The organism is Mucilaginibacter sp. A5337 (assembly GCF_059690695.1).
In genome coordinates, this window is the sequence record NZ_JCAWEC010000006.1 from 426990 (window position 1) to 450404 (window position 23415).

General features: G+C 41.7%; 20 protein-coding genes and 1 tRNA gene. 12 read left to right on the forward strand and 9 right to left on the reverse strand.

Features of this window, described 5'->3' with window-relative positions:
- The first annotated feature begins 64 nt into the window (after positions 1–64).
- The 3 genes from AC59JO_RS22265 (at position 65) to AC59JO_RS22275 (ending at position 4183) form a co-directional block, all read left to right on the forward strand.
- Positions 65–1948: a glycoside hydrolase family 30 beta sandwich domain-containing protein gene (locus AC59JO_RS22265; RefSeq protein WP_497308087.1), complete on the forward strand. Its 1884-nt coding sequence runs from the start codon at positions 65–67 to the stop codon at positions 1946–1948.
- A gap of 41 nt (positions 1949–1989) precedes the next feature.
- The gene (locus AC59JO_RS22270) at positions 1990–3222 is read left to right on the forward strand and encodes a family 16 glycosylhydrolase (RefSeq protein ID WP_497308089.1); all 1233 of its coding nucleotides are present in this window, start codon (positions 1990–1992) and stop codon (positions 3220–3222) included.
- Between the two features lie 67 nt (positions 3223–3289).
- Entirely contained in the window at positions 3290–4183 is an 894-nt protein-coding gene (locus tag AC59JO_RS22275) for a hypothetical protein (RefSeq protein ID WP_497308091.1), read from the forward strand.
- Positions 4184–4391: 208 nt separating this feature from the next.
- Here AC59JO_RS22275 and AC59JO_RS22280 read toward each other — a convergent pair whose 3' ends face one another.
- From AC59JO_RS22280 to AC59JO_RS22295, 4 genes are all read right to left on the reverse strand, one after another.
- The gene (locus AC59JO_RS22280; RefSeq protein WP_497308093.1) at positions 4392–5222 is read right to left on the reverse strand and encodes an MlaD family protein; all 831 of its coding nucleotides are present in this window, start codon (positions 5220–5222) and stop codon (positions 4392–4394) included.
- Positions 5219–6010 carry an ABC transporter ATP-binding protein gene (locus AC59JO_RS22285; RefSeq protein WP_497308095.1) on the reverse strand — a complete coding sequence of 264 codons (792 nt, stop codon included), beginning with the start codon at positions 6008–6010 and terminating at the stop codon, positions 5219–5221. The genes AC59JO_RS22280 and AC59JO_RS22285 overlap by 4 nt, the downstream gene beginning before the upstream one ends.
- A gap of 1 nt (position 6011) precedes the next feature.
- Positions 6012–6791: an MlaE family ABC transporter permease gene (locus AC59JO_RS22290; protein ID WP_497308097.1), complete on the reverse strand. Its 780-nt coding sequence runs from the start codon at positions 6789–6791 to the stop codon at positions 6012–6014.
- A gap of 98 nt (positions 6792–6889) precedes the next feature.
- Positions 6890–7600, reverse strand: coding sequence for a pirin family protein (locus tag AC59JO_RS22295; RefSeq protein ID WP_413670531.1), 711 nt, complete (start codon positions 7598–7600; stop codon positions 6890–6892).
- A gap of 82 nt (positions 7601–7682) precedes the next feature.
- Here AC59JO_RS22295 and AC59JO_RS22300 point away from each other — a divergent pair, with 82 nt between their 5' ends.
- From AC59JO_RS22300 to AC59JO_RS22320, 5 genes are all read left to right on the forward strand, one after another.
- Entirely contained in the window at positions 7683–8339 is a 657-nt protein-coding gene (locus tag AC59JO_RS22300) for an oxidoreductase (protein WP_413670530.1), read from the forward strand.
- Positions 8336–10201, forward strand: a complete 1866-nt coding sequence (locus AC59JO_RS22305; RefSeq protein ID WP_413670529.1) for an ABC-F family ATP-binding cassette domain-containing protein — start codon at positions 8336–8338, stop codon at positions 10199–10201. Before AC59JO_RS22300 ends, AC59JO_RS22305 begins: the two co-directional genes overlap by 4 nt.
- Positions 10201–10446, forward strand: coding sequence for a CBU_0592 family membrane protein (locus tag AC59JO_RS22310; protein ID WP_413670528.1), 246 nt, complete (start codon positions 10201–10203; stop codon positions 10444–10446). The genes AC59JO_RS22305 and AC59JO_RS22310 overlap by 1 nt, the downstream gene beginning before the upstream one ends.
- A gap of 292 nt (positions 10447–10738) precedes the next feature.
- Complete coding sequence (gene mnmG, locus AC59JO_RS22315) at positions 10739–12601, forward strand: tRNA uridine-5-carboxymethylaminomethyl(34) synthesis enzyme MnmG (protein ID WP_497308100.1); 1863 nt, start codon at positions 10739–10741, stop codon at positions 12599–12601.
- 115 nt (positions 12602–12716) lie between these two features.
- Positions 12717–14357 carry an Ig-like domain-containing domain gene (locus AC59JO_RS22320; RefSeq protein ID WP_497308102.1) on the forward strand — a complete coding sequence of 547 codons (1641 nt, stop codon included), beginning with the start codon at positions 12717–12719 and terminating at the stop codon, positions 14355–14357.
- Here AC59JO_RS22320 and AC59JO_RS22325 read toward each other — a convergent pair.
- The gene (locus tag AC59JO_RS22325) at positions 14347–14859 is read right to left on the reverse strand and encodes a gamma carbonic anhydrase family protein (protein ID WP_243484361.1); all 513 of its coding nucleotides are present in this window, start codon (positions 14857–14859) and stop codon (positions 14347–14349) included. The two genes, AC59JO_RS22320 and AC59JO_RS22325, sit on opposite strands and share 11 nt — an antisense overlap.
- 78 nt (positions 14860–14937) lie before the next feature.
- Between AC59JO_RS22325 and AC59JO_RS22330 the strand changes: the two genes are divergently transcribed.
- A tRNA-Gly gene (locus tag AC59JO_RS22330) sits at positions 14938–15010 on the forward strand.
- A 127-nt stretch (positions 15011–15137) separates the two neighbouring features.
- On the opposite strand, the gene nadB is transcribed toward AC59JO_RS22330, so the two are convergent.
- Positions 15138–16730 (reverse strand): L-aspartate oxidase, encoded by a 1593-nt coding sequence (gene nadB / locus AC59JO_RS22335; protein WP_413670525.1) that lies wholly within the window; start codon positions 16728–16730, stop codon positions 15138–15140.
- A gap of 407 nt (positions 16731–17137) precedes the next feature.
- Here nadB and nadA point away from each other — a divergent pair, with 407 nt between their 5' ends.
- The 3 genes from nadA (at position 17138) to AC59JO_RS22350 (ending at position 20086) form a co-directional block, all read left to right on the forward strand.
- The gene (gene nadA, locus AC59JO_RS22340) at positions 17138–18130 is read left to right on the forward strand and encodes a quinolinate synthase NadA (protein WP_497308105.1); all 993 of its coding nucleotides are present in this window, start codon (positions 17138–17140) and stop codon (positions 18128–18130) included.
- Between the two features lie 469 nt (positions 18131–18599).
- Positions 18600–19646 carry a thiamine-phosphate kinase gene (gene thiL, locus AC59JO_RS22345; RefSeq protein ID WP_413670524.1) on the forward strand — a complete coding sequence of 349 codons (1047 nt, stop codon included), beginning with the start codon at positions 18600–18602 and terminating at the stop codon, positions 19644–19646.
- Entirely contained in the window at positions 19646–20086 is a 441-nt protein-coding gene (locus AC59JO_RS22350; protein ID WP_497308107.1) for a hypothetical protein, read from the forward strand. Before thiL ends, AC59JO_RS22350 begins: the two co-directional genes overlap by 1 nt.
- A 152-nt stretch (positions 20087–20238) precedes the next feature.
- On the opposite strand, the gene AC59JO_RS22355 is transcribed toward AC59JO_RS22350, so the two are convergent.
- Genes AC59JO_RS22355 through AC59JO_RS22365 form a run of 3 tightly spaced genes read right to left on the reverse strand, consistent with a single transcriptional unit; the run spans position 20239 to position 23220 of the window.
- Positions 20239–21618, reverse strand: coding sequence for a DNA recombination protein RmuC (locus AC59JO_RS22355; protein ID WP_413670522.1), 1380 nt, complete (start codon positions 21616–21618; stop codon positions 20239–20241).
- Between the two features lie 56 nt (positions 21619–21674).
- On the reverse strand, positions 21675–21908 hold the full coding sequence (locus AC59JO_RS22360; RefSeq protein ID WP_497308109.1) for a hypothetical protein: 234 nt from the start codon (positions 21906–21908) through the stop codon (positions 21675–21677).
- Positions 21909–21936: 28 nt separating this feature from the next.
- Entirely contained in the window at positions 21937–23220 is a 1284-nt protein-coding gene (locus AC59JO_RS22365) for a tetratricopeptide repeat protein (RefSeq protein WP_413670520.1), read from the reverse strand.
- Positions 23221–23415 lie beyond the last annotated feature (195 nt).

Here is a 23415-nt window from a genome sequence, read left to right on the forward strand (position 1 = left end):
CTGTTGTATAGCGGCTTATGTGATGTTTTTTGAATATCAAATCAATCAACTAAATAATAACTAAATGAAAATCAATTACAAATTAAGGCGGTTTGCAGTCCTCACCCTGCTTATTGCCGCTGCTTTTTACTCCTGTAAAAAGAATGTAAACACTCCTGGAGCTCCCGATCAAAAAAGTGGCGGCACCATAGCCAGGGCTGCCAATGAGGTTGTGAACGCCTGGCTCACCACTGCCGATCAGTCAAATCTTTTGCAGGCACAAACCAGCTTCAATTTCGCAGCCGATGCAGGAACCAGTGCCACAACCATTACGGTAGACGAAAACCAAACCTACCAGGGTATCGACGGTTTCGGCTTCACTTTAACCGGAGGCAGCGCCGGGTTGTTGAACGGTCTTGGCAGTAATCAGGCCAATGTACTTAATGAGCTTTTTGGCACGGCAAACGGGCAAATCGGGATCAGCTATATCCGCATCAGCATTGGTGCATCCGACCTTAGTGCCAGCGATTTTACTTATAACCAAACCGCCGGCGACTTTAATATGACCAACTTCAGCATCAGCGCCGAAAACCAGGACCTGCTGCCAATCCTGAAAAAGATCATCGCCATAAACCCATCCATCAAAATTATCGCCACGCCCTGGACTGCCCCTACCTGGATGAAGGTGAATACAACCGGCAATAACGGATACACCGGCGGCAGCCTCAATACAGCAGCAGGCTATTATGACGCCTATGCCCGGTACTTTGTAAAATATCTACAGGCTATGCAGGCGCAAGGTATTACTATTGATGCCATCACCCCTCAAAATGAACCACTTAACCCATACAACAACCCAAGTATGGTAATGCAACCCGCCGAAGAAGCCAATTTTATCAAAAATAACCTCGGTCCGCAGATCAGGGCCGCAGGCTTCCAAACCAAAATCATTGCCTATGACCATAATACCGACAGGATTGATTACCCTGAAACAGTGTTGGCTGATGGCGGCGCCAATCCCTATGTTGATGGCTCGGCATTTCACCTGTATGCAGGTAATATCAGTTCTTTAACCGATGTACATAATGCCTATCCTAACAAAAACGTTTATTTTACCGAGCAATGGGTTGGTGCGCCAAGCAACTTTGGCGGCGATCTGTCATGGCACGTAAACACCCTCATTATTGGCGCTACCCGCAACTGGAGTCGCAACGTGCTTGAATGGAACCTGGCTTCCGATCCTAATAATAATCCACACACACCGGGCGGTTGCAGTACCTGTTTAGGTGGTATCACTGTTAGTGGTACATCTATTACCCGCAATGTGGGCTATTACATTATCGGTCACGCTTCAAAATTTGTAAGACCGGGCGCAGTCCGCATTTCATCCAACCTATCGGGCAGTATCCAGAACGTTGCTTTCAAAAATTCAGATGGCAGCAAAGTACTCATCGCCCTTAATAATGGTTCATCAAGCACCAGCTTTAAAGTAAAATGGGGCACCGAATCATTTACTTATACTTTAGCCGCCGGTGCCGTAGCAACTTTTAAATGGACAGGTACACAATCAAGCGGTTCAGGGTCAGGCGCACCTATCGGCTCAACTATCACCCTTAAAGGCTTTAATAACCAGTATGTAAGCAGCGAAAATGGCACCCAAGCCATGAATTGCAACCGCCCTACGGCTTCGGCATGGGAGCAGTTTTTGGTTGTTGATGCTGGTGCCGGCAAAATAGCCCTGCAATCTATGGGTAAATATGTATCCTCAGAAAACGGCACGCAGGCCATAACCTGTAACCGCACAACCTACGGCGACTGGGAAAAATTTGACTGGATCCCTACTACCGACGGTAAAGTTACCCTTAGGGGCAATAACGGCAAATTCATCTCAAGCGAAAACGGCACACAAGCCATGACCTGCACCCGGGCAACGGCATCAGGATGGGAAGCATTCGGCGTAAACCAGTAATTACCTGTAAAACCAATTAATTATTCACCAATACCATCATTATGAAACAACTTTTAAACTTTGCGAAGAGCGCCGTAACAGCATCGGCATTCATGCTCTTAATTTCATCCTGCAGCAAGGACTTGAACAAGCCATCGCCTTCCATTAAAACAGCCGATGAAACAACAGACGGCTCAACCACCACACCAAGAGCCGGTACATTGCTCTGGAGCGATGAATTTAACGGTACCAGCGTTAACACCGCTAACTGGAATATTGACAACGGAAACCCCAATGTAAATAACGAAAAAGAATATTATCAATCGGCAAACGCCACTGTATCAGGTGGTTTCCTTACCATTACAGCGCGTAAGCAAACTGTTGGCGGGCAGCCATATACATCAGCTAAATTAACTACGGCAGGTAAATATCAGCCAACATCCGGTCGTATCGAGGCAAGTATCAAACTTCCCGGTGTGCAGGGTACCTGGCCCGCATTTTGGATGCTGGGTGCAAACATAGGCACAGTAGGCTGGCCACAATGCGGCGAAATTGATATTATGGAGCAGGTAAACACCTCCAACACCATTTTGGGCACCATGCACTGGTACAACAATGGCGGCCACGTACAATATGGAGGCAGCACAACCACTACGCCAACAGGATTCCATACCTATGCTGTTGAGTGGGATGCCAACTCAATCCGCTGGTATGTAGATAATACCCTGTATGTAACCGGCAATATTGCCAATAATATCAACAATACCGGTGCGTTCCATAATCCGTTTTTTATTATCCTTAACCTGGCTATCGGCGGCGATTTGCCGGGTAATACCATCAATGATAGTGCATTACCCTGCAACATGGTGGTTGATTACGTAAGGGTTTATGACTTATCGGGTAGCAGTACAAATCCTCCTATTGGTCAAACTATCACTTTAAAAGGATTTAATAACCAATACGTTAGCAGCGAAAACGGCACACAGGCCATGAATTGTAACCGAGCTACGGCATCGGCATGGGAACAATTTACTGTAGTTGATGCCGGAGGCGGCAAGGTAGCGCTTCAGGCTATGGGTAAATACGTATCAAGCGAAAACGGTACTCAAGCTATTACCTGTAACCGCACTACTGTAGGCGATTGGGAAAAATTTGACTGGGTGCCTACTACCGATGGTAAAGTTACCTTCAGGGGTAATAACGGCAAATTTATTTCCAGCGAAAATGGCACACAACCCATGACCTGTAACCGGGCAACGGCATCCGGATGGGAAGCTTTCGGTGTAAATCAATAATTTAAAATGATATATTTAGCCTGCCCGTTTAATTAGCGGGCAGGCTTCCTTTTTTATAAACCTGTTAATGAAAAAATTTACCGGCTTTTGTCTTTTATGGCTGATGTTGAACGCCAATTCTTTACTCGCACAATCAGGCGGAAACAAACTTCAGTTTGATATCACCGATGGCTATCAGCGCGAAAATTTTCACTGGTCGATAGCTGGTAACAGTAATGGTCAAAACCCCAATATTTTTTCGGAGCTGAAATGGACAAAGCTTGCCGGACAAAGCATTGCTGCTTCTTTACAATATAATGTATATCAACGATTTAAAATTTATTCAGATTATACCCGGCAATTCATAACCTCGGGCACCGTAAATGATTCGGACTATAGCACTGATAATCGTACCGGTAATACCTATAATGAAACATTTGATGCTGGTAAAGGACATATGCAAGGCTGGGCAATAGGTGCAGGCTATCAGTTAATTAATAATAGTTGGCTTAAGCTTACGCCTTATACAGGATACGGTGATAACAGGCAATCGTTATCTCTGTATGATAGCGACAATCGTTTTCCGGGTTTAAACAGCAGCTACCAAACTAAATGGACAGGTGTATTTATCAAGGCCATAGCATCGATAAAACTCATTGAAAAGCTAAAGTTTAATGCTGATATCACCTACAACCAGGTAAGCTATAATGCCAATGGTAACTGGAACCTGATCACCACGTTTCAACACCCGGTAAGCTATCGTCACCACGCCAACGGGTATGGTTTAAATGCCAATGGGACAGCGGTTTACGTTATTACCAATCATATAGCAATCCAAGCCGGCGGTGGATACCTGCATTGGCAAACCGGTAATGGTACAGATGAGCTTTATCTTAACAGTGGCGAAGTTGATAAAACCCAGATGAATGGTGCATTCAGGGATGGGTTTAGAGTGTTTGGTGGGATAACTTTGATTTTATAATTGTTCCACGCGGCACATTATCATAATTAATTGACAATCAATAATATAAAATAAAAATATCATTTCGATAGAGCAGGGAGGGGTTCTGAGTCGGGGGCGAAAGAGAAATCTTGTACGCCATGCAATGATCGCTTTGCATGGCGTACAAGATTTCTCCTCACAGCCACCTCACGATGCCTGCGCTTGTTTGTCGAAATGACAAATGTTTTTAATTATTCCCCTTCTGCTTATCGGCTGCTTCCTTAGCTGCTTTCTCCTTTTGCTTTTCAGCTTCTTTGGCTGCCTTTTCTTTATCCTCCTGAATCTTTTCCTGGACTTTTTTAATACTGTCCTGTCTTTGCTGCTCGCGCTTCTTTTTCTTATTAAAGAAACCTCTCAACAAAAAGTTATGCTGGGCAGCGGTTAAGTCTTCATTAAGGGTGTTGGTTGTACTATGAACTGTTTTAATTGTAGTTTGGGCTTGTTTAACGGTACCTTCCAGGTCGCGGGCCATTTTGTCGCTGTTCAACAGGCGGCCAATGCTGCCCTGCCCTTTATTTATCTTGGCAACTATGCCGGTCAGGTTTTCGGTTAGTGATTCAGCATTATCAGCTACCCGGGTAAGCTTGTTGATGATCCTGTCTACATCAACCGGGTTTATCGAACCTAACTTTCCGCCGTCTTCAATCTCTTCGTGGCTTACAATACCACCGGGTGCTATCACTACCAGCTTATCCCCCATCAGTCCGTCGCTGCCTATGCTTAGTTTTGAGTCTTTCTTGATAAACTTTTTAACGCTCTTATTCAGTGTAAGATCAACCCGTACTGAACTATCGGTTACGATATTGATAGATTGTACTACTCCCACGTTAATGCCTGCAAATCGCACGTTATTACCCACCTGCAGGCCGCTCACATTCTTAAAACGTCCATAAACATGAAAGGTAGAATTAAAGAGGCTTTTTTGATTCCCTATTAAAAATATAGCAACCAACAGCACTGCCAACCCTAAAAAGGTAAACAGGCCTATTCTTATTTTTTGAGATGATGTGGTTTTCATGCGGGTTCGTTAAAAAAAGATCTGACCATTTCGTTGTCCGATTTTTCGAGCTCTTTGTATGAGCCTTCGGCTATATATTCGCCCTCGTCCATTACCAGGATGCGGTCGGCCGTAATACGGGCGCATTCCATATCGTGGGTAATGATGACAGATGATATTTCATATTTGCGTTGCAGGCGATTAATGAGTTCACTGATCTCGCGGGAGGTAATGGGGTCAAGCCCAGTAGTAGGCTCATCATACAGCATAATCTCAGGGTTAACAATCAGCGTACGGGCCAGGCCTACCCTTTTTCGCATCCCTCCCGAAAGGTCGGACGGCATTTTATCTATCGCATCTAATAAACCAACAGCATCCAGCACGCCTTCAACCTTTTTATCAATCTCCTTCTGATCTTTCAGTTTTAACACCCTCGTAAGCGGAAACTCCAGGTTATCCCTCACCGTCATGGAATCATAAAGTGCCCCACCCTGAAAAAGGAATCCTATCTTTATTCGCAGCTGCTTCAGTTCATCATCATTCATCGTTGTTATATCCTGGCCAAAAACCTTTAACTCGCCGCTATCAGGTTGAAGCATACCTACCACACATTGAATGGTTACTGATTTCCCCTGACCTGATTTACCCAGCACAACAATGTTCTCGCCTTTCTTCAGGTCGAAAGTGATATTTTTAAGCACCTTCTTCTTTCCGAAGGATTTTTTAATGCCTTTAGCATGTATCACCACTTCTTCCTTTTGGACTGGAGCTTCCTTTTTTGGTTCGATATCTTCGTTTGCTTTTTTCATCTTATTTATAAAATAACAAACTGGTTATCTGAACAGCTATCGCATCAATAATGAAGATCCAGAGGGAAGCAGTTACCACAGCCGAGTTAGCCGCTATGCCTACACTTTCAGTTCCTTTATCTGAATGATAACCTTTATAACATCCCACAAAACCAACCGCAAACCCAAAAAGCACAGTTTTAGCTACAGCAGGTAGCAAGTCGGTAAAATCAAGAGAGGCTATACATTTATTGAAGTAAAGAGAAAAACTGATGCTATCGGTAAAGTTGAGCGCCAGGAAGCCACCGAATAATCCGATGGCATCACCTATAATGGCCAATAACGGGATCATGAAACTGGTAGCTAAAACACGCGTCACCACCAGGTATTGAACGGGGTTGGCACCCGATACTTCCATCGCGTCAATCTGCTCGGTCACTTTCATACTGCCCAGCTCTGCCCCAATGCTTGACGCTATTTTACCGGCGCAAATGATAGCGGTGATCACCGGCCCTATTTCCCGGATGAGTGCAACCGACAGCGTTTTAGGCAACATGCTTTCGGCACCAAGCGAGATGAGCGATGGCCTGAGTTGCAAAATAAGCACCAGGCCCATGATAAAGGAGGTAATACCCACCAGCATCATGGACCGGTAACCTATTTCATAGCATTGCCTTACAAACTCCGACCATTCAAAGCCGCCGGCAAATATGTTGCGGAAAAATCGCGCGAAAAACACCACATAGTCGCCTATGCCTTCAAACCATTTTCTCCATCCGCTTAGTTCCTGCTGTGCTTCCATCAGTGAATCTTAAATAATAGTAAACAACAACCAAGCAACACTCAATTGTTTTTGAACTTTCAATAATATTCACTTTATAGATTCAGGCTAATACTGATTTATGACATTGGTACGTCAATGATCAGGAAACGGGATGGCTCTTCGGTTATAATTGTAAGTGAACTTGTATCATAAACGCCCAGCGCATCTTTTTTGTTTAAAACCTGGCTGTTTATTTTAACCACTCCATCCAGCACAAACACATAAGCACCATTGCCCTGGGTTTTAATATCATAGTTGATAGTTTGCCCTGCTTCAAATTCGCCCATCGAAAACGTCGCATCCTGGTTGATCCAAAGTGTGTCTTCACTTTTTTGAGGGGAGATCAGTGTGGTTAGCTCGTTCAATTTAAAACGGTCTTTAAAATTCATCTGATCGTAACGCGGCTGGATATTCCTTTCTTTAGGATAAAGCCAGATCTGCAATGTATTGGCAGCCTCTTTATGCGACGCATTATATTCTGAATGGTATATACCCGTACCGGCCGACATCACCTGCACCTCCCCCGCATTTATTACACCTGTATTGCCCATACTATCTTTATGCTCCAACCCTCCTTTTAAAGGGATGGTGATAATTTCCATATTATCATGAGGGTGACTGCCAAAACCACGGCCTGCAGCTATGATATCATCATTCAATACGCGCAACGCACCAAAGTTCATTTTTTCGGGATTGTAATGTGAAGCAAAGCTGAACGAGAAATTTGCTTTTAACCAGCCTATATCATTATGTCCGCGTTCTGCTTCGGGATAAAATATTGTTTTCATCTTATTTTGATTTATATGTTTAAACACACAATATTTATTCCACAATTTAATTATGCGTATTTTTGCGGAAAATCAATAAGTAATGGCAAAAAAAGCTGTGATTGCAGGCTCAAGCGGACTTATTGGCAGTCACCTCCTGCAAATTTTATTAGAACAAGCCTATTATGATGAAGTATTGATCCTGGTCAGAAAAAAAATACCACTTCAGCATAAAAAATTAACACAGCTTGTTATTGACTTTGATCAGCCCGAAACATACAAAAATGAGCTGACTGGCCATGCCCTGTTCTCCTGTTTAGGATCAACTAAAAAGAAAACGCCTGATTTGACCGTTTATCGCAAGATTGATCATGATTATCCGTTATTACTGGCACAATTGGCCAAGCAAAACGGGTTTGAACAATATCATTTGGTATCCTCAATTGGAGCTGATATCAATGGCGTTAATTTCTATACCAAAACTAAAGGAGAAACAGAAGCCGATATAACGGCAACGGGTATACCCGCTATTCATATTTACAGGCCATCCTTTTTAGTGGGCGACAGGCAGGAAAGCAGACCAATGGAAAAGTTTGTAAACGGCTTAATGAAAATTATTAATCCATTGCTTTTTGGAGGATGGAAAAAATACCAAAGCATTGAGGCCTCAACCGTTGCCATGGCCATGTATAAACAATCAATAAAAAACGCGACCGGTGTATTTATATACGAGTCGGATAAAATAAAACAACTATCGTGAGTACTTATCTTTCTGCCGAGAACCTTGGCCATCAATTTCATGACAACTGGTTATTTAAAAATGTAACCATTGGTATTAACCGTGGCCGTAAGGTTGCGCTTGTAGGCGTTAACGGTGCCGGCAAATCTACCCTTCTAAAAATATTAGGCGGTACTATAAAACCTACCGAAGGCAAAGTAGTACAGGCCCGTGACCTTAACATGGGTTACCTGGAGCAGGATCCTAACTTTAAAAACGCGGTTACCATCAGCGATTATATTTTCCATGCCGATGATGTGCAGCAGCAGCTGATCCGCAGGTACGAGGAACTGATGGAGAACGATCCTGAAAACACCAAGGCCATTGAAAAGGTAATGGAAGAAATGAGCGAAGTTGATGCCTGGGAATATGAGTACAAGATCAAGACCATTTTAGGCCGCCTAGATATCCATCACCTCAATCAGCACATAACTACTCTATCGGGCGGGCAAAAGAAACGTTTAGCCTTAGCTAAACTGCTTATTGAAGATCCTGAAGTTTATATACTGGATGAGCCCACCAACCACCTGGATATTGATACTATTGAATGGTTGGAGAAATTATTGACCGAAGGCAACAAAACCATTTTGATGGTTACGCACGACAGGTATTTCCTGGATAACGTGTGCAACGAGATATTAGAAATTGACCGTGGCAAGATCCAGCCTTATAATGGCAGCTACGGTTACTATCTTGAAAAGAAAGCAGAACGTGAGGCAGCTGATGAAGCAGCCTTTCAGAAAAATTCAAACCTGTTAAGGAAAGAGCTGGAATGGATGCGCCGTCAACCCCAGGCCCGTGGCACCAAGTCAAAAGCACGTATTGATGCCTATTATGATCTGGAAGAGAAAACCAAGAACGGCGGCATCCGTGATAAGGTTGAATTGAGCGTTAAAACAGCGCGTCAGGGCAACAAGATCATGGAGATGGATAACCTGTACAAATCCTTTAATGGTAATACCTACATCAATAACTTCAGTTATATATTTAAAAAAGGCGATAGGATTGGCTTAGCCGGCCGTAACGGTAGTGGCAAATCAACCCTGCTAAATATCATCACAGGCGCTTTACAGCCAGATAAAGGAAGTGTAGTTAAAGGAGAAACAACTGTAATAGGCTATTTTCACCAGGCAGGGATCACTTTTAAGGATGACGAACGTGTTATTGATATTGTAAAGAACGTTGCAGAGTTCATTACCATGGCCGATGGTAAAACCATTTCGGCTTCTGCTTTGCTTACCTTATTCCTTTTCCCTCCTGCCAAACAGTACGGCTTTATATCAAAGCTAAGTGGTGGTGAAAAGAAACGCCTGCAATTAATGAGCATCCTTATGAAGAACCCCAACTTCCTGATACTGGATGAGCCCACCAACGATTTAGATATAGATACCTTAAACGTACTGGAAGAGTTTTTAACCAATTACGGCGGTGTATTGATGATGGTATCGCACGACAGGTATTTGCTGGATAAACTTACTGATCAGCTTTTCATCATGGAAGAAAAAGGCCATGTAAGAATCTTCAACGGCAATTATTCATCATACCGCTTAGAGTTAGAGGAAGCCAAACAACAAGCTAAGAAACCCGCTCCCGTAGTTCAGGCACAAGCCCCTACAGCAAAAAAAAGCAAGTTAAGTTTTAAAGAAGCAAAGGAATTGGAAAACATAGAGGGCGAAATCAATACCATTGAAGCAAACATTAAGGACAAAAACGAACAACTAAACGCTTCAGGAATTGACCCTAAAAAGCTTGATGAAATATTAAAGCAAATAGAGGTTTTAAACAAACAACTGGACGACAAAAGTACCCGTTGGATGGAATTAACCGAGTTAAACGAAGGATAATGAAAACTTCAGATATTATAGCATCAACAGGTGTAATCATTCTTTTGATAGCCTTTTTATTGAATTTAACGGGTAAATTATCAGCACAAAATAAGATATACAGCTTAATGAACTTAATTGGTGCAGGTACTTGTTGTTATGCATCCTATATGGTAAGCTTCTACCCTTTTGTGGTATTAGAAGGCGTTTGGGGATTTGTAGCTTTAATATCATTATTCAGAGTTCCACGTGGAACATCTGCTTAATTGAGTTAATTTTGTGTTTTAAGTCTGAAGTACTAAATAGAAAGTATAAAATCTTCAGTCAAAATCTATATGTATAATATAAAAGAATGTTCCACGTGGAACATTCTTTCAAGGTCAGAAGTTTAAAGTCACAGTTCAAAATAATAAGACTAACAACTCAGAACTGACGACTCAAGACTTTAAAAACAAACGTTCCACGTGGAACAAATCTTGAATTAAAAAACTAATAAGTCAACTTTAGGCTTAAAACTTACAACTCAAGACTAACTAAAAGTGGAACAAGGAGGATAAAATGTTTAAGAAATATAATGTAATAGTAGTAGGTGCCGGGCACGCAGGCTGTGAAGCTGCTGCTGCCGCTGCTAACTTAGGTTCGTCAGTTTTACTGATAACCATGAATATGGGCACCATTGCACAGATGAGCTGTAACCCCGCTATGGGCGGTGTTGCCAAGGGACAAATAGTGCGCGAGGTAGATGCTTTGGGTGGATATTCGGGCATTATAACTGATAAAACATCTATCCAGTTCAGGATGCTTAACCAGTCGAAAGGTCCCGCAATGTGGAGCCCGCGGGCTCAAAGCGACCGTATGCGGTTTGCCGAAGAGTGGCGTTTAGCATTAGAAGCAACTCCTAATGTTGATTTTTGGCAGGATACTGTTACTTCTTTAATAGTAAAAAACAATACTATTGCAGGTGTGCGTACTTCTATAGGTATCGAAATTGAAGCAGATGCAGTGGTATTAACCAACGGTACTTTCTTAAATGGAGTGATCCATATAGGCGAAAAAAGGTTTGGCGGAGGTCGTACAGGAGAGAAAGCAGCTACAGGATTAACCGAGCAATTAGTTGAATTAGGATTTGAAGCAGGCCGCATGAAGACCGGTACCCCACCCCGTGTAGATGGCCGCAGTCTTAACTATAGCCTGATGGAAGAGCAATGGGGCGACCCGGTTAGAGGAAAATTCTCCTTTACCGATGTACCTTTTATAGAAGAACAACGCTGCTGTTGGATCACCTATACCAATACTGATGTACATGAAACACTAAAAGAAGGCTTCGAAAAATCGCCCATGTTTACGGGCAGAATTAAAGGTTTAGGTCCGCGTTACTGCCCTTCAATTGAAGATAAGATCAACCGCTTCGCTGAGCGCGACCGTCATCAAATTTTTGTTGAACCCGAAGGATTGAATACTGTGGAGATCTATGTAAATGGTTTCTCTACCTCCCTGCCCGAGGATGTACAATACAAAGCACTCACCAAAATCCCGGGCTTTGAGAATGCCAAAATGTTCAGGCCTGGTTATGCTATCGAGTACGACTTCTTCCCTCCTACGCAATTAGGTTTAACTTTGGAGACTAAACAAATCAGTAACCTGTACTTCGCCGGGCAGATCAATGGTACTACAGGTTATGAAGAAGCGGCATCACAAGGCTTCATAGCAGGTATCAATGCGCACCAAAAAATTAACGATAAGCATGAGCTGATCCTTAAAAGATCAGAATCATATATTGGTGTTTTGATAGATGACCTGGTTACTAAAGGCACGGAAGAACCTTACCGCATGTTCACTTCAAGGGCAGAGCATCGCCTGTTATTACGCCAGGACAATGCCGATATCAGGCTCTCTCCTCTGGGGCATGAGCTGGGATTGATTAGCGATGAGCGTTTGGAAAAAGTAAATCAGAAAGTAAAAAACTCAGATGATATAGTAGCTTATACCAAAAGTAAATCTATCGATCCATCTACGGTAAACAGCCTGTTAGAAGAATTAGGTACAAGCGCGCTTACCCAAAGCAACAAGCTCTTTAATTTATTGAGCAGGCCACAGGTTACTTTTGATGATCTTAAAAAAGCAGACGCTCCTTTAGCCGAGTTACTATCTGCCTATGATAAAGAAACTATTGAGCAGGCTGAAATAAAAATCAAATATGAGAGTTATTTCATCAAGGAGATGGAGATCGTTGACCGAATGAAAAAAATGGAAGACCGTGAGATCAATCCAAATTTTGATTACCACACTTTGGTGTCGTTATCAAAAGAGGCCCGCGAAAAACTGATGCGTATAAAACCGCGTACTTTGGGCCAGGCCTCACGAATTTCGGGTGTTTCACCATCGGATATCTCTGTTTTAATGGTTCACGTGTCAAGATAATTCATAAATTACTGATAATTAAGTATTTATAAAATATCCTTTTAAATCAATTATTTTCAATTTTTAATAGTACTTGTTGTAAAAACATAAAAATCGCTTATATCGCCTAAAAATCATGTTAAATACAAAACCGGCAATTTTTTACAAAAATTCACTACTGATTTTTATCGTTTTATTCATTTTTGGCTGCGCAGCCCAACAACCACCCCAGGGAGGGCCGCGCGACCAAACTCCGCCAAAATTGGTGAAAGCAATCCCGGGAAATAAAACCAGGAATTTTGCCGCCAAACAAATCGACCTGGAATTTGATGAGTTTATCAAACTTACCAATGCTTACCAGGAGATCAGCATGAGTCCGGCCATGGAGAAGCAACCCGAGTACTCATCAAACAAAAGAAAATTAAAAATAGAATTTAAGGACACGCTTCAAAAAAATACTACATACGTTATCAACTTTGGTAAAGCAATACAGGACGTAAACGAAAGTAACATCCTTAAAAATTTTACTTACGTTTTTTCTACCGGTAACCATATCGACTCGTTAAGCATTACCGGCACGGTAACCAATACCCTCACCCAGGAAAAAGAAAAAGATGTATTGGTGTTTATTTTTCCCGTAAAACAAGACACGCTGTTCGGAAAAAAGAAGCCGTCGATCTTTGCGCTTACAGACTCGTCAGGAAATTTTGCTTTGAATAATTTGCGCGAAGATGACTATCGTATCTATGCGCTAAAAGAAGCAAGTCCCGATAAAATTTTTAACCGCGATGATGAATTGATCGCTTTCTTAAAAAAGCCTATCCATCTTAGAGCGGATACATCTAACATCCAGTTAAACTTGTTTAAGCAAGATCCCGAAAAATTCAGGGTATCCGAAAAACGTTTTGGCACCGACGGCAAGCTATTGCTTGTATTCAATAAAGGGCTAACCCAACCGGCTATCAAAGTCCTCTACCCTGCTGATGTTGATAGTAAAAAGCAAGTCTCATTTTCGCGTACCAAGGATACAGCTTCTGTTTATCTCCGTAACATGAACTTTGATTCCCTGCGTGTAGCCATATTTGACAAGGGTAAGCCTATTGATACCATATATCAGCTTAAACGTAAAAACGAAAGCTTTACGCGCGTTTTAACAACAAGCTATAACATTGGTAACGATAGTAAACTAAAACCCGGCAGTAATTTGGTGCTCACGGCAAGTATCCCTGTCGAAAATTTCGACCAATCGCTAATTACTTTAAATGAAGATTCGGTAGCTACAAGCGATTACACCATCCAAAAGGATACAGGTAATTATAAATTGCTCAATTTAAAATACCGATGGAGGGAAACGAGTAAATACGAACTGATACTGAATGACGGCGCCTTAACCGACATTTATGGAGATAAAAACAAACGTCTATCCAAAAAATTCCAGATCAATAAACTGGATAATTACAGCCAGCTCACGGTAAAACTAACCGTGCCCGATACCTCCAAAGCCTACGTAGTTGAATTATTAAGTGAAGACAAAAAGCTAATTCAAAGCGACCCAATTACAAAAAGCACGTCGCTTGTTTATAAAGGAATCCTGGCCGCTAAATACTATATAAGGATTATTTATGACGAAAATAAAAATGGTAAATGGGATAGCGGCAACGTAAAACTAAAGAGGCAGCCGGAAAATATCTGGCTGAATGAAAAACTCATTACCCTGAGGCCAAACTGGGAAGCAGAAGAACCGGTCACGATTCCAAAGGAAAAGGTTACTCCTTAAACCAGCCCGAATACATAATATAATTTTGAGGCAGTTGCTTCAACATAGCCCTTTGCTCATCAGTAAGGGGCTTTATTTTTTTTGCAGGAATACCGGCATATAAATACCCTGATTCGCAGATAGTATTTTCCAACACCACTGCGCCTGCAGCAATGATCACAAACTCGTTTACAACCGCATGATCCATTACAATAGCACCCATGCCTACCAAAGTATGGTCATGCAAAGTGCAGCCGTGTACAAGCGCATTATGCCCTATAGAAACACTGTTACCTATATTGGTAGGTGCTTTTAAATAAGTAGCATGGATCACGGCGCCATCCTGGATATTGGTATTATTACCTATTTTAATATAATGCACATCCCCACGGATCACGGCGTTAAACCATACCGAACAATTATCGCCCATCACCACATCGCCTACTATAGTGCAGTTTTCGGCAATAAAACAATCTTTACCCCAAACCGGGCTTTTATCTTTTACAGGCAGAATTACAGGCATGGCTTAATTAGTTAGCGAATTATTGATTTAGTGAATTAGCGATTTAAATAATTTTCTTTATGTTTGGATACATTATAAGCGAAAATAGCTCAGTCGGTAGAGCGTCAGTTTCCCAAACTGAAGGCCGCGGGTTCGAATCCCGTTTTTCGCTCATCACAAAAATTTTCTTAACATGTCATTGCGAGCGTAGCGTGGCAACCGCATGCTATACAGGATGGCTATGCTACCGTGCGATTGCCACGCTACGCTCGCAATGACATATTTTTAATGGTTATTTACTAAAACACCGTATCCTGCACCTTATCAGCATGCTCCGGATAATCAGTAGTATAATGCAATCCCCTGCTCTCTTTACGTAACATAGCCGACTTTACTACAATAAACGAAACCTGGATCAGGTTACGCAGCTCGCATAGTTTAACAGATAGCTTTGTTTTTTTGTAGAAATCTTCGGTTTCTTCATACAATAACTTCAACCTGCGTAAAGCCCTGTCCAGCCTGAAATCTGAACGAACAATGCCCACATAGTCGTTCATTAGCTTCTGCATTTCGCGAACGTTGTGAGTAACCAGGATATCTTCGTTTGACAGTTGTACGCCCTTCTCATCCCAATCAGGTATATTATCCGGGATCACATTATTTTCAAAGCTCTTTACCGCATCTTCATAGATCCTGTGTGCAAAAACCAAAGCTTCCAATAACGAATTTGAGGCTAAGCGATTAGCACCATGCAGGCCTGTTGATGAACATTCGCCGCAGGCATATAACCTTAATATTGACGACTGACCAACATGATCAACCAGGATACCACCACACATATAATGACAGGCCGGTGCAACAGGGATCATATCCTTGGTCATATCGATCCCAATTTCCAAACATTTGGCATAAATATTAGGGAAATGGTTCAGGATATCTTTCTTGCTGCGGTGCCTTACGTCTAAATAAACAAAGTCCTCTCCCGATTTCTTGATCTCGGCATCAATAGCCCTTGCAGTAATATCACGTGGTGCCAAAGATTTACGCTCATCATACTCGTGCATAAACTCTTCACCGTTGGTACGTTTCAACACGCCACCAAAACCACGTACAGCCTCTGATATTAAAAATGAAGGATATTCGCCCGGATTATATAAAGCTGTTGGATGAAATTGCATGAACTCCATGTTTCTTACTTTACCTTTTGCACGATATACCATAGCAATGCCATCACCGGTAGCAATAGTCGGGTTAGTGGTAACTGCATAGATATGCCCGGCACCACCGGCAGCCATTACCGTAACTTTAGATAGGATCTTTTCAACAATCTTTGTTTCGGTATTAAAGGCATAGATGCCGAAGCAGGTAATATCTGTACTTGATTTACCTACCAGCTCACCCAAATGGTGCTGCGTAATTAAATCAACAGCAAAATAATGCGTAAGTATCTCAATATTAGGGTTTTTATGAATTTCCTCCAAAAGCGAACGCTCTATCTCCCAGCCAGTTACATCTTTATAATGCAATACACGAAATTCAGAATGCCCACCCTCTTTAGCCAGGTCATAAACACCTTCATTGGTCTTGTCGAAATTGGTACCATAATCAATTATCTCATTGATCCGGGCTGGGCCCTCTTTAACAACTGCTTCAACAACTTCACGGTCGCAAAGGCCGTCACCACTAATTAAAGTATCCTGGATATGTTTTTCAAAAGAATCTTCTTTTTTATCCACAACCACCGCAACGCCTCCCTGGGCATATTTGGTGTTGGATTCGTCTTCGTTCGATTTGGTAACTATCAGAACCTTACCATGCTTCGCAGCTTTGAGCGCAAAACTTAATCCGGCTATCCCTGAACCCACTACAAGGAAATCAACATTTCGGGTCATATTTTAGATGAATGTGTGTAAAAGTAGTACTAATGTTAATAACAGCTGTATAACCTGTTAATTTTATGTAAACAAAAAGTGAAAAATAGTTTACAGTGTGTATAACTCCCTTTCTCAGGTCGAATATCAATATTTTTTGAGCGACTTTTACGACACTTCAGTCATAAAGCTAACATTTTGTCAACCCTGAAAATATTAACATAAAACTTTTTCAAATAAAAATTGATTGTCACAGATATCTAAAAATCAGCATACTTTTTGGTGGAAAAATGTTTATAAGTGTTAATAAATTGTGAAAACTAACTTTTAAAACAAAAATTACTCCGACTTTTGCACATTACCAACACCCTAACAAACAATAGTTCTTTTTTAATTAAAAATTAGTTGTTATTAATTGAATTGTGGAAATGAATACCTTCGAAGAAATAAATCTGAAAGGATACGTGGATGAAGAAATTGATCCGACTCTTGATCTTTTCGCGGAAATTGAAAAATTAAAAAAGCAAAAAAATGCGGTGATCCTGGCGCACTATTACCAGGACGGCGATATCCAGGATATTGCCGATTACATTGGCGATAGTTTGGGATTATCCCAACAAGCCGCCAAAACGGATGCCGACATCATTGTTTTTGCAGGCGTGCATTTCATGGCCGAAACGGCCAAGATCTTGTCGCCAACAAAGAAGGTTTTACTGCCGGACATGAAGGCAGGCTGTTCATTAGCAGATAGTTGTCCGCCTCACTTGTTTAAAAAGTTTAAGGAAAACTATCCAGATCACCTGGTGATCACTTATGTAAACTGTACGGCCGAACTGAAAGCTTTAACCGACATTGTTTGTACATCAAGCAATGCTGTGCAGATTGTGGAGAGTTTACCGAAAGATCAAAAGATCATTTTCGGACCTGATAAAAACCTTGGCGCGTACGTAGCCAAGAAAACCGGGCGCGACCTGGTATTGTGGAATGGTGCCTGTATGGTTCATGAGATATTTTCGAGAGAAAAGATCACTAAACTGAAAGAACGTCATCCGGGTGCAAAACTGCTGGCACACCCTGAATGCGAGGATGTTATATTGGAAATGGCCGATTATGTCGGTTCAACTACCGGCATTTTGAAGTACGCCGGCAGCCGCCAGGATAAGGAATTTATAGTAGCGACAGAATCGGGTATTTTACACCAGATGCAAAAGGAGAACCCGGATAAAATTTTTATTCCGGCGCCGCCAAATAACAACTGTGCATGTAACGATTGCCCGCACATGAAGCGTAACACACTGGAAAAGTTGTATCTGTGCCTTAAAAACGAAACGCCAGAGGTAACCGTATCTGAGCATATCATTGAAAAAGCGGTAAAACCGATTGAACGCATGCTTGAGATTTCGGCACAGCTGGGATTGTAGTTTTTGGGATTTCACCGATTAGGTTGATTTCACTGAATTTTTGTTGGTGAGATGGCCTTTGGGTAAAACTTATAAACCGGGTGATTGTGGAAAACCCGGAGGCATTAAACTGAAGGAATTTTTTATATAAAAGCGCCTTCTTGACAGTTTAAAGGCCAAAAATCGCAAAAAAATTTTCCGCTTTAAGCGGATATATTATATACAGATTGCGGCCCCTAAAATAGGGTTATCCACATTGTTGTTAAAAAGTAGAAGGTGCAGGCGAGCTGCAAAGAGGGATAGGCGTTGATATATTTGTGGCCCACTTTCGGGTAATCGAATGATTTTGGCTGATAGTAGGCTAAAAATCGCAAAAAAATTTTCCCGCCTTCGGCGGAATATGTAAAACCGGGTTCCGGCCCAGAATGTACGGAACTAAAAATTTAAAAGTTTTTCCGCCGGCAGGCGGAACGATTTATAGTGGCTTATTATGTTTGAAAATCAGGATAGAACCAATTTAGAGGAGCTTGGCGAATTTGGCCTTATCGGTCATCTTACGAAAAATATCAAGCTCACCAACGAAAGCTCAAACAAGGGTGTTGGCGATGATGCCGCCGTGCTTGATTTTGCGGGCAAAAAGGTACTGGTAAGTACCGATATGTTGTTGGAAGGAATCCATTTTGATTTGGCGTATACGCCACTTAAGCACTTGGGTTACAAAGCGATACAGGTAAACCTGAGTGATATTTATGCGATGAATGGCATAGCGTCGCAGGTTACTGTATCTATCGGCATGTCGAGCAAATTTCCGCTCGAAGCCATTGAGGAGCTTTACCAGGGGATTTATATCGCCTGTGAAAAATATAATGTGGATTTGATTGGGGGCGATACAACATCGTCAAAACAGGGTTTGGTTATCAGCGTAACTTCAATTGGCTACGCCGATGAAGCTGATATTGTGTACCGTAACGGTGCCGAAGAAGGTGATTTGATTTGTGTATCCGGCGATTTGGGCGGTGCTTACACTGGTTTGCAATTACTGGAGCGCGAGAAGCTGATCTACATGGAAAACCCCAACATTCAGCCAGATCTGGAAGGTAAAGATTACATTGTTGAGCGTCAGTTGAAACCGGAAGCTCGTCGTGATGTGGTTGAACTGCTGAAAAGTATCGAGGTAAAGCCAACCGCGATGATCGATGTATCAGATGGTTTGGCTTCAGAGCTTTTACACATCTGCAAGCAAAGCAACAAAGGTTGTAACCTGTACGAGGAAAAAATTCCGCTTGATCCGATGACTTTTGAAACGGCCCGCGAATTTAACCTCGACCCTACCATTTGCGCCTTAAGCGGCGGTGAAGATTACGAATTATTGTTCACTGTGAAACAGGCAGATTATGATAAGATCAAGTTTAAAATGGATATCAGTATCATCGGCTATATAACCGAACCATCGGCTGGTTGTAATCTGATCACCAAAAGCGGTACTGTACATGAATTGAAGGCCCAGGGCTGGAATGCATTTAAAAAAGCCGAATAATGTTGCAGGGGGCATTTGATAAATTTTACCTTAACAACCATCCCGATGGTAAACCACCTCGGGTTTTTGTAAAGGGAATTTTATTGCTTTACCTGGGCTTGTTGATTCAAACGCTTAATAATTACTTGGATGGGTTTAACTTTTCGGCCATCCTGTTCGTATTTTTCGCCGTTGGTTTCTTGATTTTTGTAACGGGCGAAGGAAAAAAATGGGCAAGGATCATCCTCTCGGTTCTGATATTGCTGAATATATTTTTCCTGGGATCATCACTCCTGTATAGTTTTGGTGTGTTGCACGATAGCAGCGTTCAAAAGAAAGCTGTCCAAATGCCGGTTTACCTCATCATTTTAACCCTCGCCGAGATCATTGTTGAGCTATGGGGATGGGCGCTGATGTTCACCAAACAGGCAGATTGGTGGTTTGCGCGGAAGAAGGATTGATTTGTGCTAAGCCATATGTCATTGCGAGCGATAGCGTGGCAATCTCGTCGTTATGCTATTCATAATGCAAATCCGCCCTCCCTGCATGGCGACGAGATTGCCGCGTCGCCCGATGACACTACCCCTACGGCTCCTCGCAATGACATGATTTTTTAACTACTTAATTCATCCCCAATATACTTCTGATCTATTTGCTTATCCGCCTTCGCACCTAATTTTTTGATCTTTTCGGCGGTAATAGTAAGATTGCCCCTACCCTCCGATAGTTTATTGATAGCGTTATTATAGGCCGATTGTGTTTGATTGATATTTTTGCCGATGCTATCCATGTCTCCCAAAAAGCCAACAAACTTATCATACATATCTCCGCTTAAACGGGCTATTTCCAATACGTTACGGTTTTGGCGTTCCTGTTTCCACATGCTGGCGATGGTACGCAGCGTAGCCAATAATGTCGACGGGCTAACAATCACCACTTTTCTGTCCCAGGCATAATTAAATAACTCATTATCAAGCTGTACTGCTATACTGAAAGAAGATTCTATCGGCACAAAAAGTAATACAAAATCGGGTGAATTGATCTTGTACAGATCATGATATTTTTTGGCTGACAAACCTGCAACATGCCCGCGGATGGATTCCACATGAGCTTTGGCAAATAGTTTTCGGTCGTCTTCTGTATCGGCATTAACCAGTTTTTCGTACGCTATCAGTGATACTTTGGAGTCGATGATCAGGTGCTTATCATCAGGCAGGTCGATGATTACATCGGGTTGATATCTTGTACCGTCTGTAGCCTGCATCGCGGCCTGGATGCGGTATTCCTGGTCTTTAACCAGACCTGAGCGCTCCAGTATCCGCTCCAAAATCATCTCGCCCCAGTTGCCTTGTTTTTTATTATCGCCTTTGAGCGCTTTGGTTAGATTTTGAGCCTCGTCACTGATCTGTTTATTGAGGTCCATCAGCTGGGTGATCACGCCTTTCAGGGTATTTCGCTCAGCCGCTTCCATGTTATAAACTTTCTCAACTTTATCTTCAAATGCCTTCAGGTTTTCCTTTAGCGGATTAAGGATAACATCCAAATTACTACGGTTGATATCGGTAAATTCCTTCGATTTTTCTTTAAGCAGTTTTTCGGCCACATTTTCAAATTCGCGCTGAAATTGCGTGCGGACATGTTCTATCTCTGCTTTTTGTTCCTGCAGTTTTTCCTGTTGCGATTTATAGTAAGCGCGGGCACTTTCTAAGGATTGATTAGCTTGCGCCAGCTGGGTACGCTCGTATAAAAGTTCGTCAATAAGACGGTTCTTTTCCTCTTTTAAAAAGTTGGTAATGCTTTCTTTTTCAGCTATTAAGCCGTTTGCTTTTTCTTCGGCTTTGGCCAATGAAATTTTAAGCTGATCGTGCTCATACCGGAGTTTGCTCAATTCTTCGGCCGAGATTAACTCAACCGCTTTTGGTTTTTTCAGGAATAAAAAAACAGCGATCAGCAGGATGATGAGGGATACAATTACTAATATAATACCAGTCATTTATTGATAATAATATTAGCAAATTAAAGTATTAAAAATAACAAATGCTAATAAAATTAATGAACCGGGTGCACAGCCGAATCTGTATCGGCACCAAGCGAAGTAGTATCCGATGAATTAGGGGTTGATGCGCTGTTTCCGGGTGTTGCAGTTTTAGTTGAATCGGCAGGGCCACCGCTGCCTTTGGCGGCGCTGGTATCGTTTTGGCGGGTGGTTTTTTTATCAGAGCCGTGACAGGAAGTAAGCGCTATTCCGGTAGTAATTAAAAGCAGAAAAATCAATTTTTTCATGGGTGGTATCTTTTAAGTCAATTAAAGGCTATTTGCAATACTTTTTTATATTATCAGGTGCAAGTTTGCTGCCAAGTGAGGCCGCCTTATTAAAATCGGCGCAGGCTCCATTGTTATCGTTCAGCAAATGTTTGGCAAACCCGCGGTTGTTATAGGCATCCTCATTTTTGGGATCCAGTAATATAACCTGGTTATAGTCAGCAACAGCTCCGCTATAATCATCAAGATTTCTTTTGCATAGCGCACGGTTATAAAACGCGTTTGAATATTGAGGGTCGAGCTTTATCGTTATATTATAATCTATTATTGCGCTTTTATAATCTTTGAGATCAAATTTGGCGTTCCCTCGTTTTAAATAACCATCGGTATCTTTAGGTTCTAAAGCAACGTATTTTGTATAGTCATCGATTGAAGAGTTAAGATCGTTTAATCCGTCTTCAGCTAATCCTCGGTTATAATATGGAGCAGAGAATGTGCTATCAATAGAGATTGCTTTGGTAGCATCTTCTTTGGCTCCATAATAGTCTTCAATATTTAGTTTGGATAAACTCCGGTTGTTATAACCATCAACATCATTAGGCTCGAGATTAATATAAACAGAATAATCAGCGATAGCATCTTTATCTAAACCAAGTTTCCGCCTTGCATTCCCTCTTGTGAAGTAAGCGTCTGAACGGTCTGGCTCTTTTGATATCACAAAGTCAAGATCAGTAATTGCGCTTTTATAATCCTTTAAGGCACTTTTAGCCAATGCTCTGTTGTAGTAAGGGTCGGTTAATTTTGGATCAAGCACTATAGCCCTGGTGTAATCGGCTATTGCGCCTTTGTAATCTTCAAGATGTTTTTTGCAAATCCCTCGCTCAATAAATGCGTCAGGGTCTTTGGGGCTCAACAGTATTGCTTGATTGTAATCGAGCAGCGCACCTTTATAATCTTCCTTTTGCCGTTTAGCCAATCCTCTATTATAAAATGCGTCTGTATTTCCTTTCTTTAAAGCTATGGCTTTAGTATAATCAATAATGGCTTTGTCATAGTTTTTAAGGGCATAATAAGTACGGCCACGATCAAAAAAAGTTTCTTCGGTTTTTACATCCATAGAAATGCTTTTGTTCAGATCGTCAAGTGCATCTTTAAAATTATCAAGGTTTAAGTAGGCAGCCCCACGTTTATGATAGTAGTCGGCATTATTTGGCTCCTGAGCAAGGGCTTTTGTATAATATTTAATGCTGCTGATGTATTTTAAACTATCAGTGTTTGTTTGAGCTCCTGCAAATAATGGTGCAAAAAGCATAACGAAAAGCAGTTTTTTCATTTGTGATAAGGAAATAAACATCCTAAAATAATATTTTATTTTGGGATGTGGTTATCGATATGCTAAAAGTGAAATTGTGCGCTAAGTAGATTTGCAAATAAAACAGATTATAAAGTCGCTGATTACGGAATATCGATAAGCGTGCTGCTTGCTTCGTGCTCAAAAATGAGAAACGATAGGTGCCTTATAGTGATA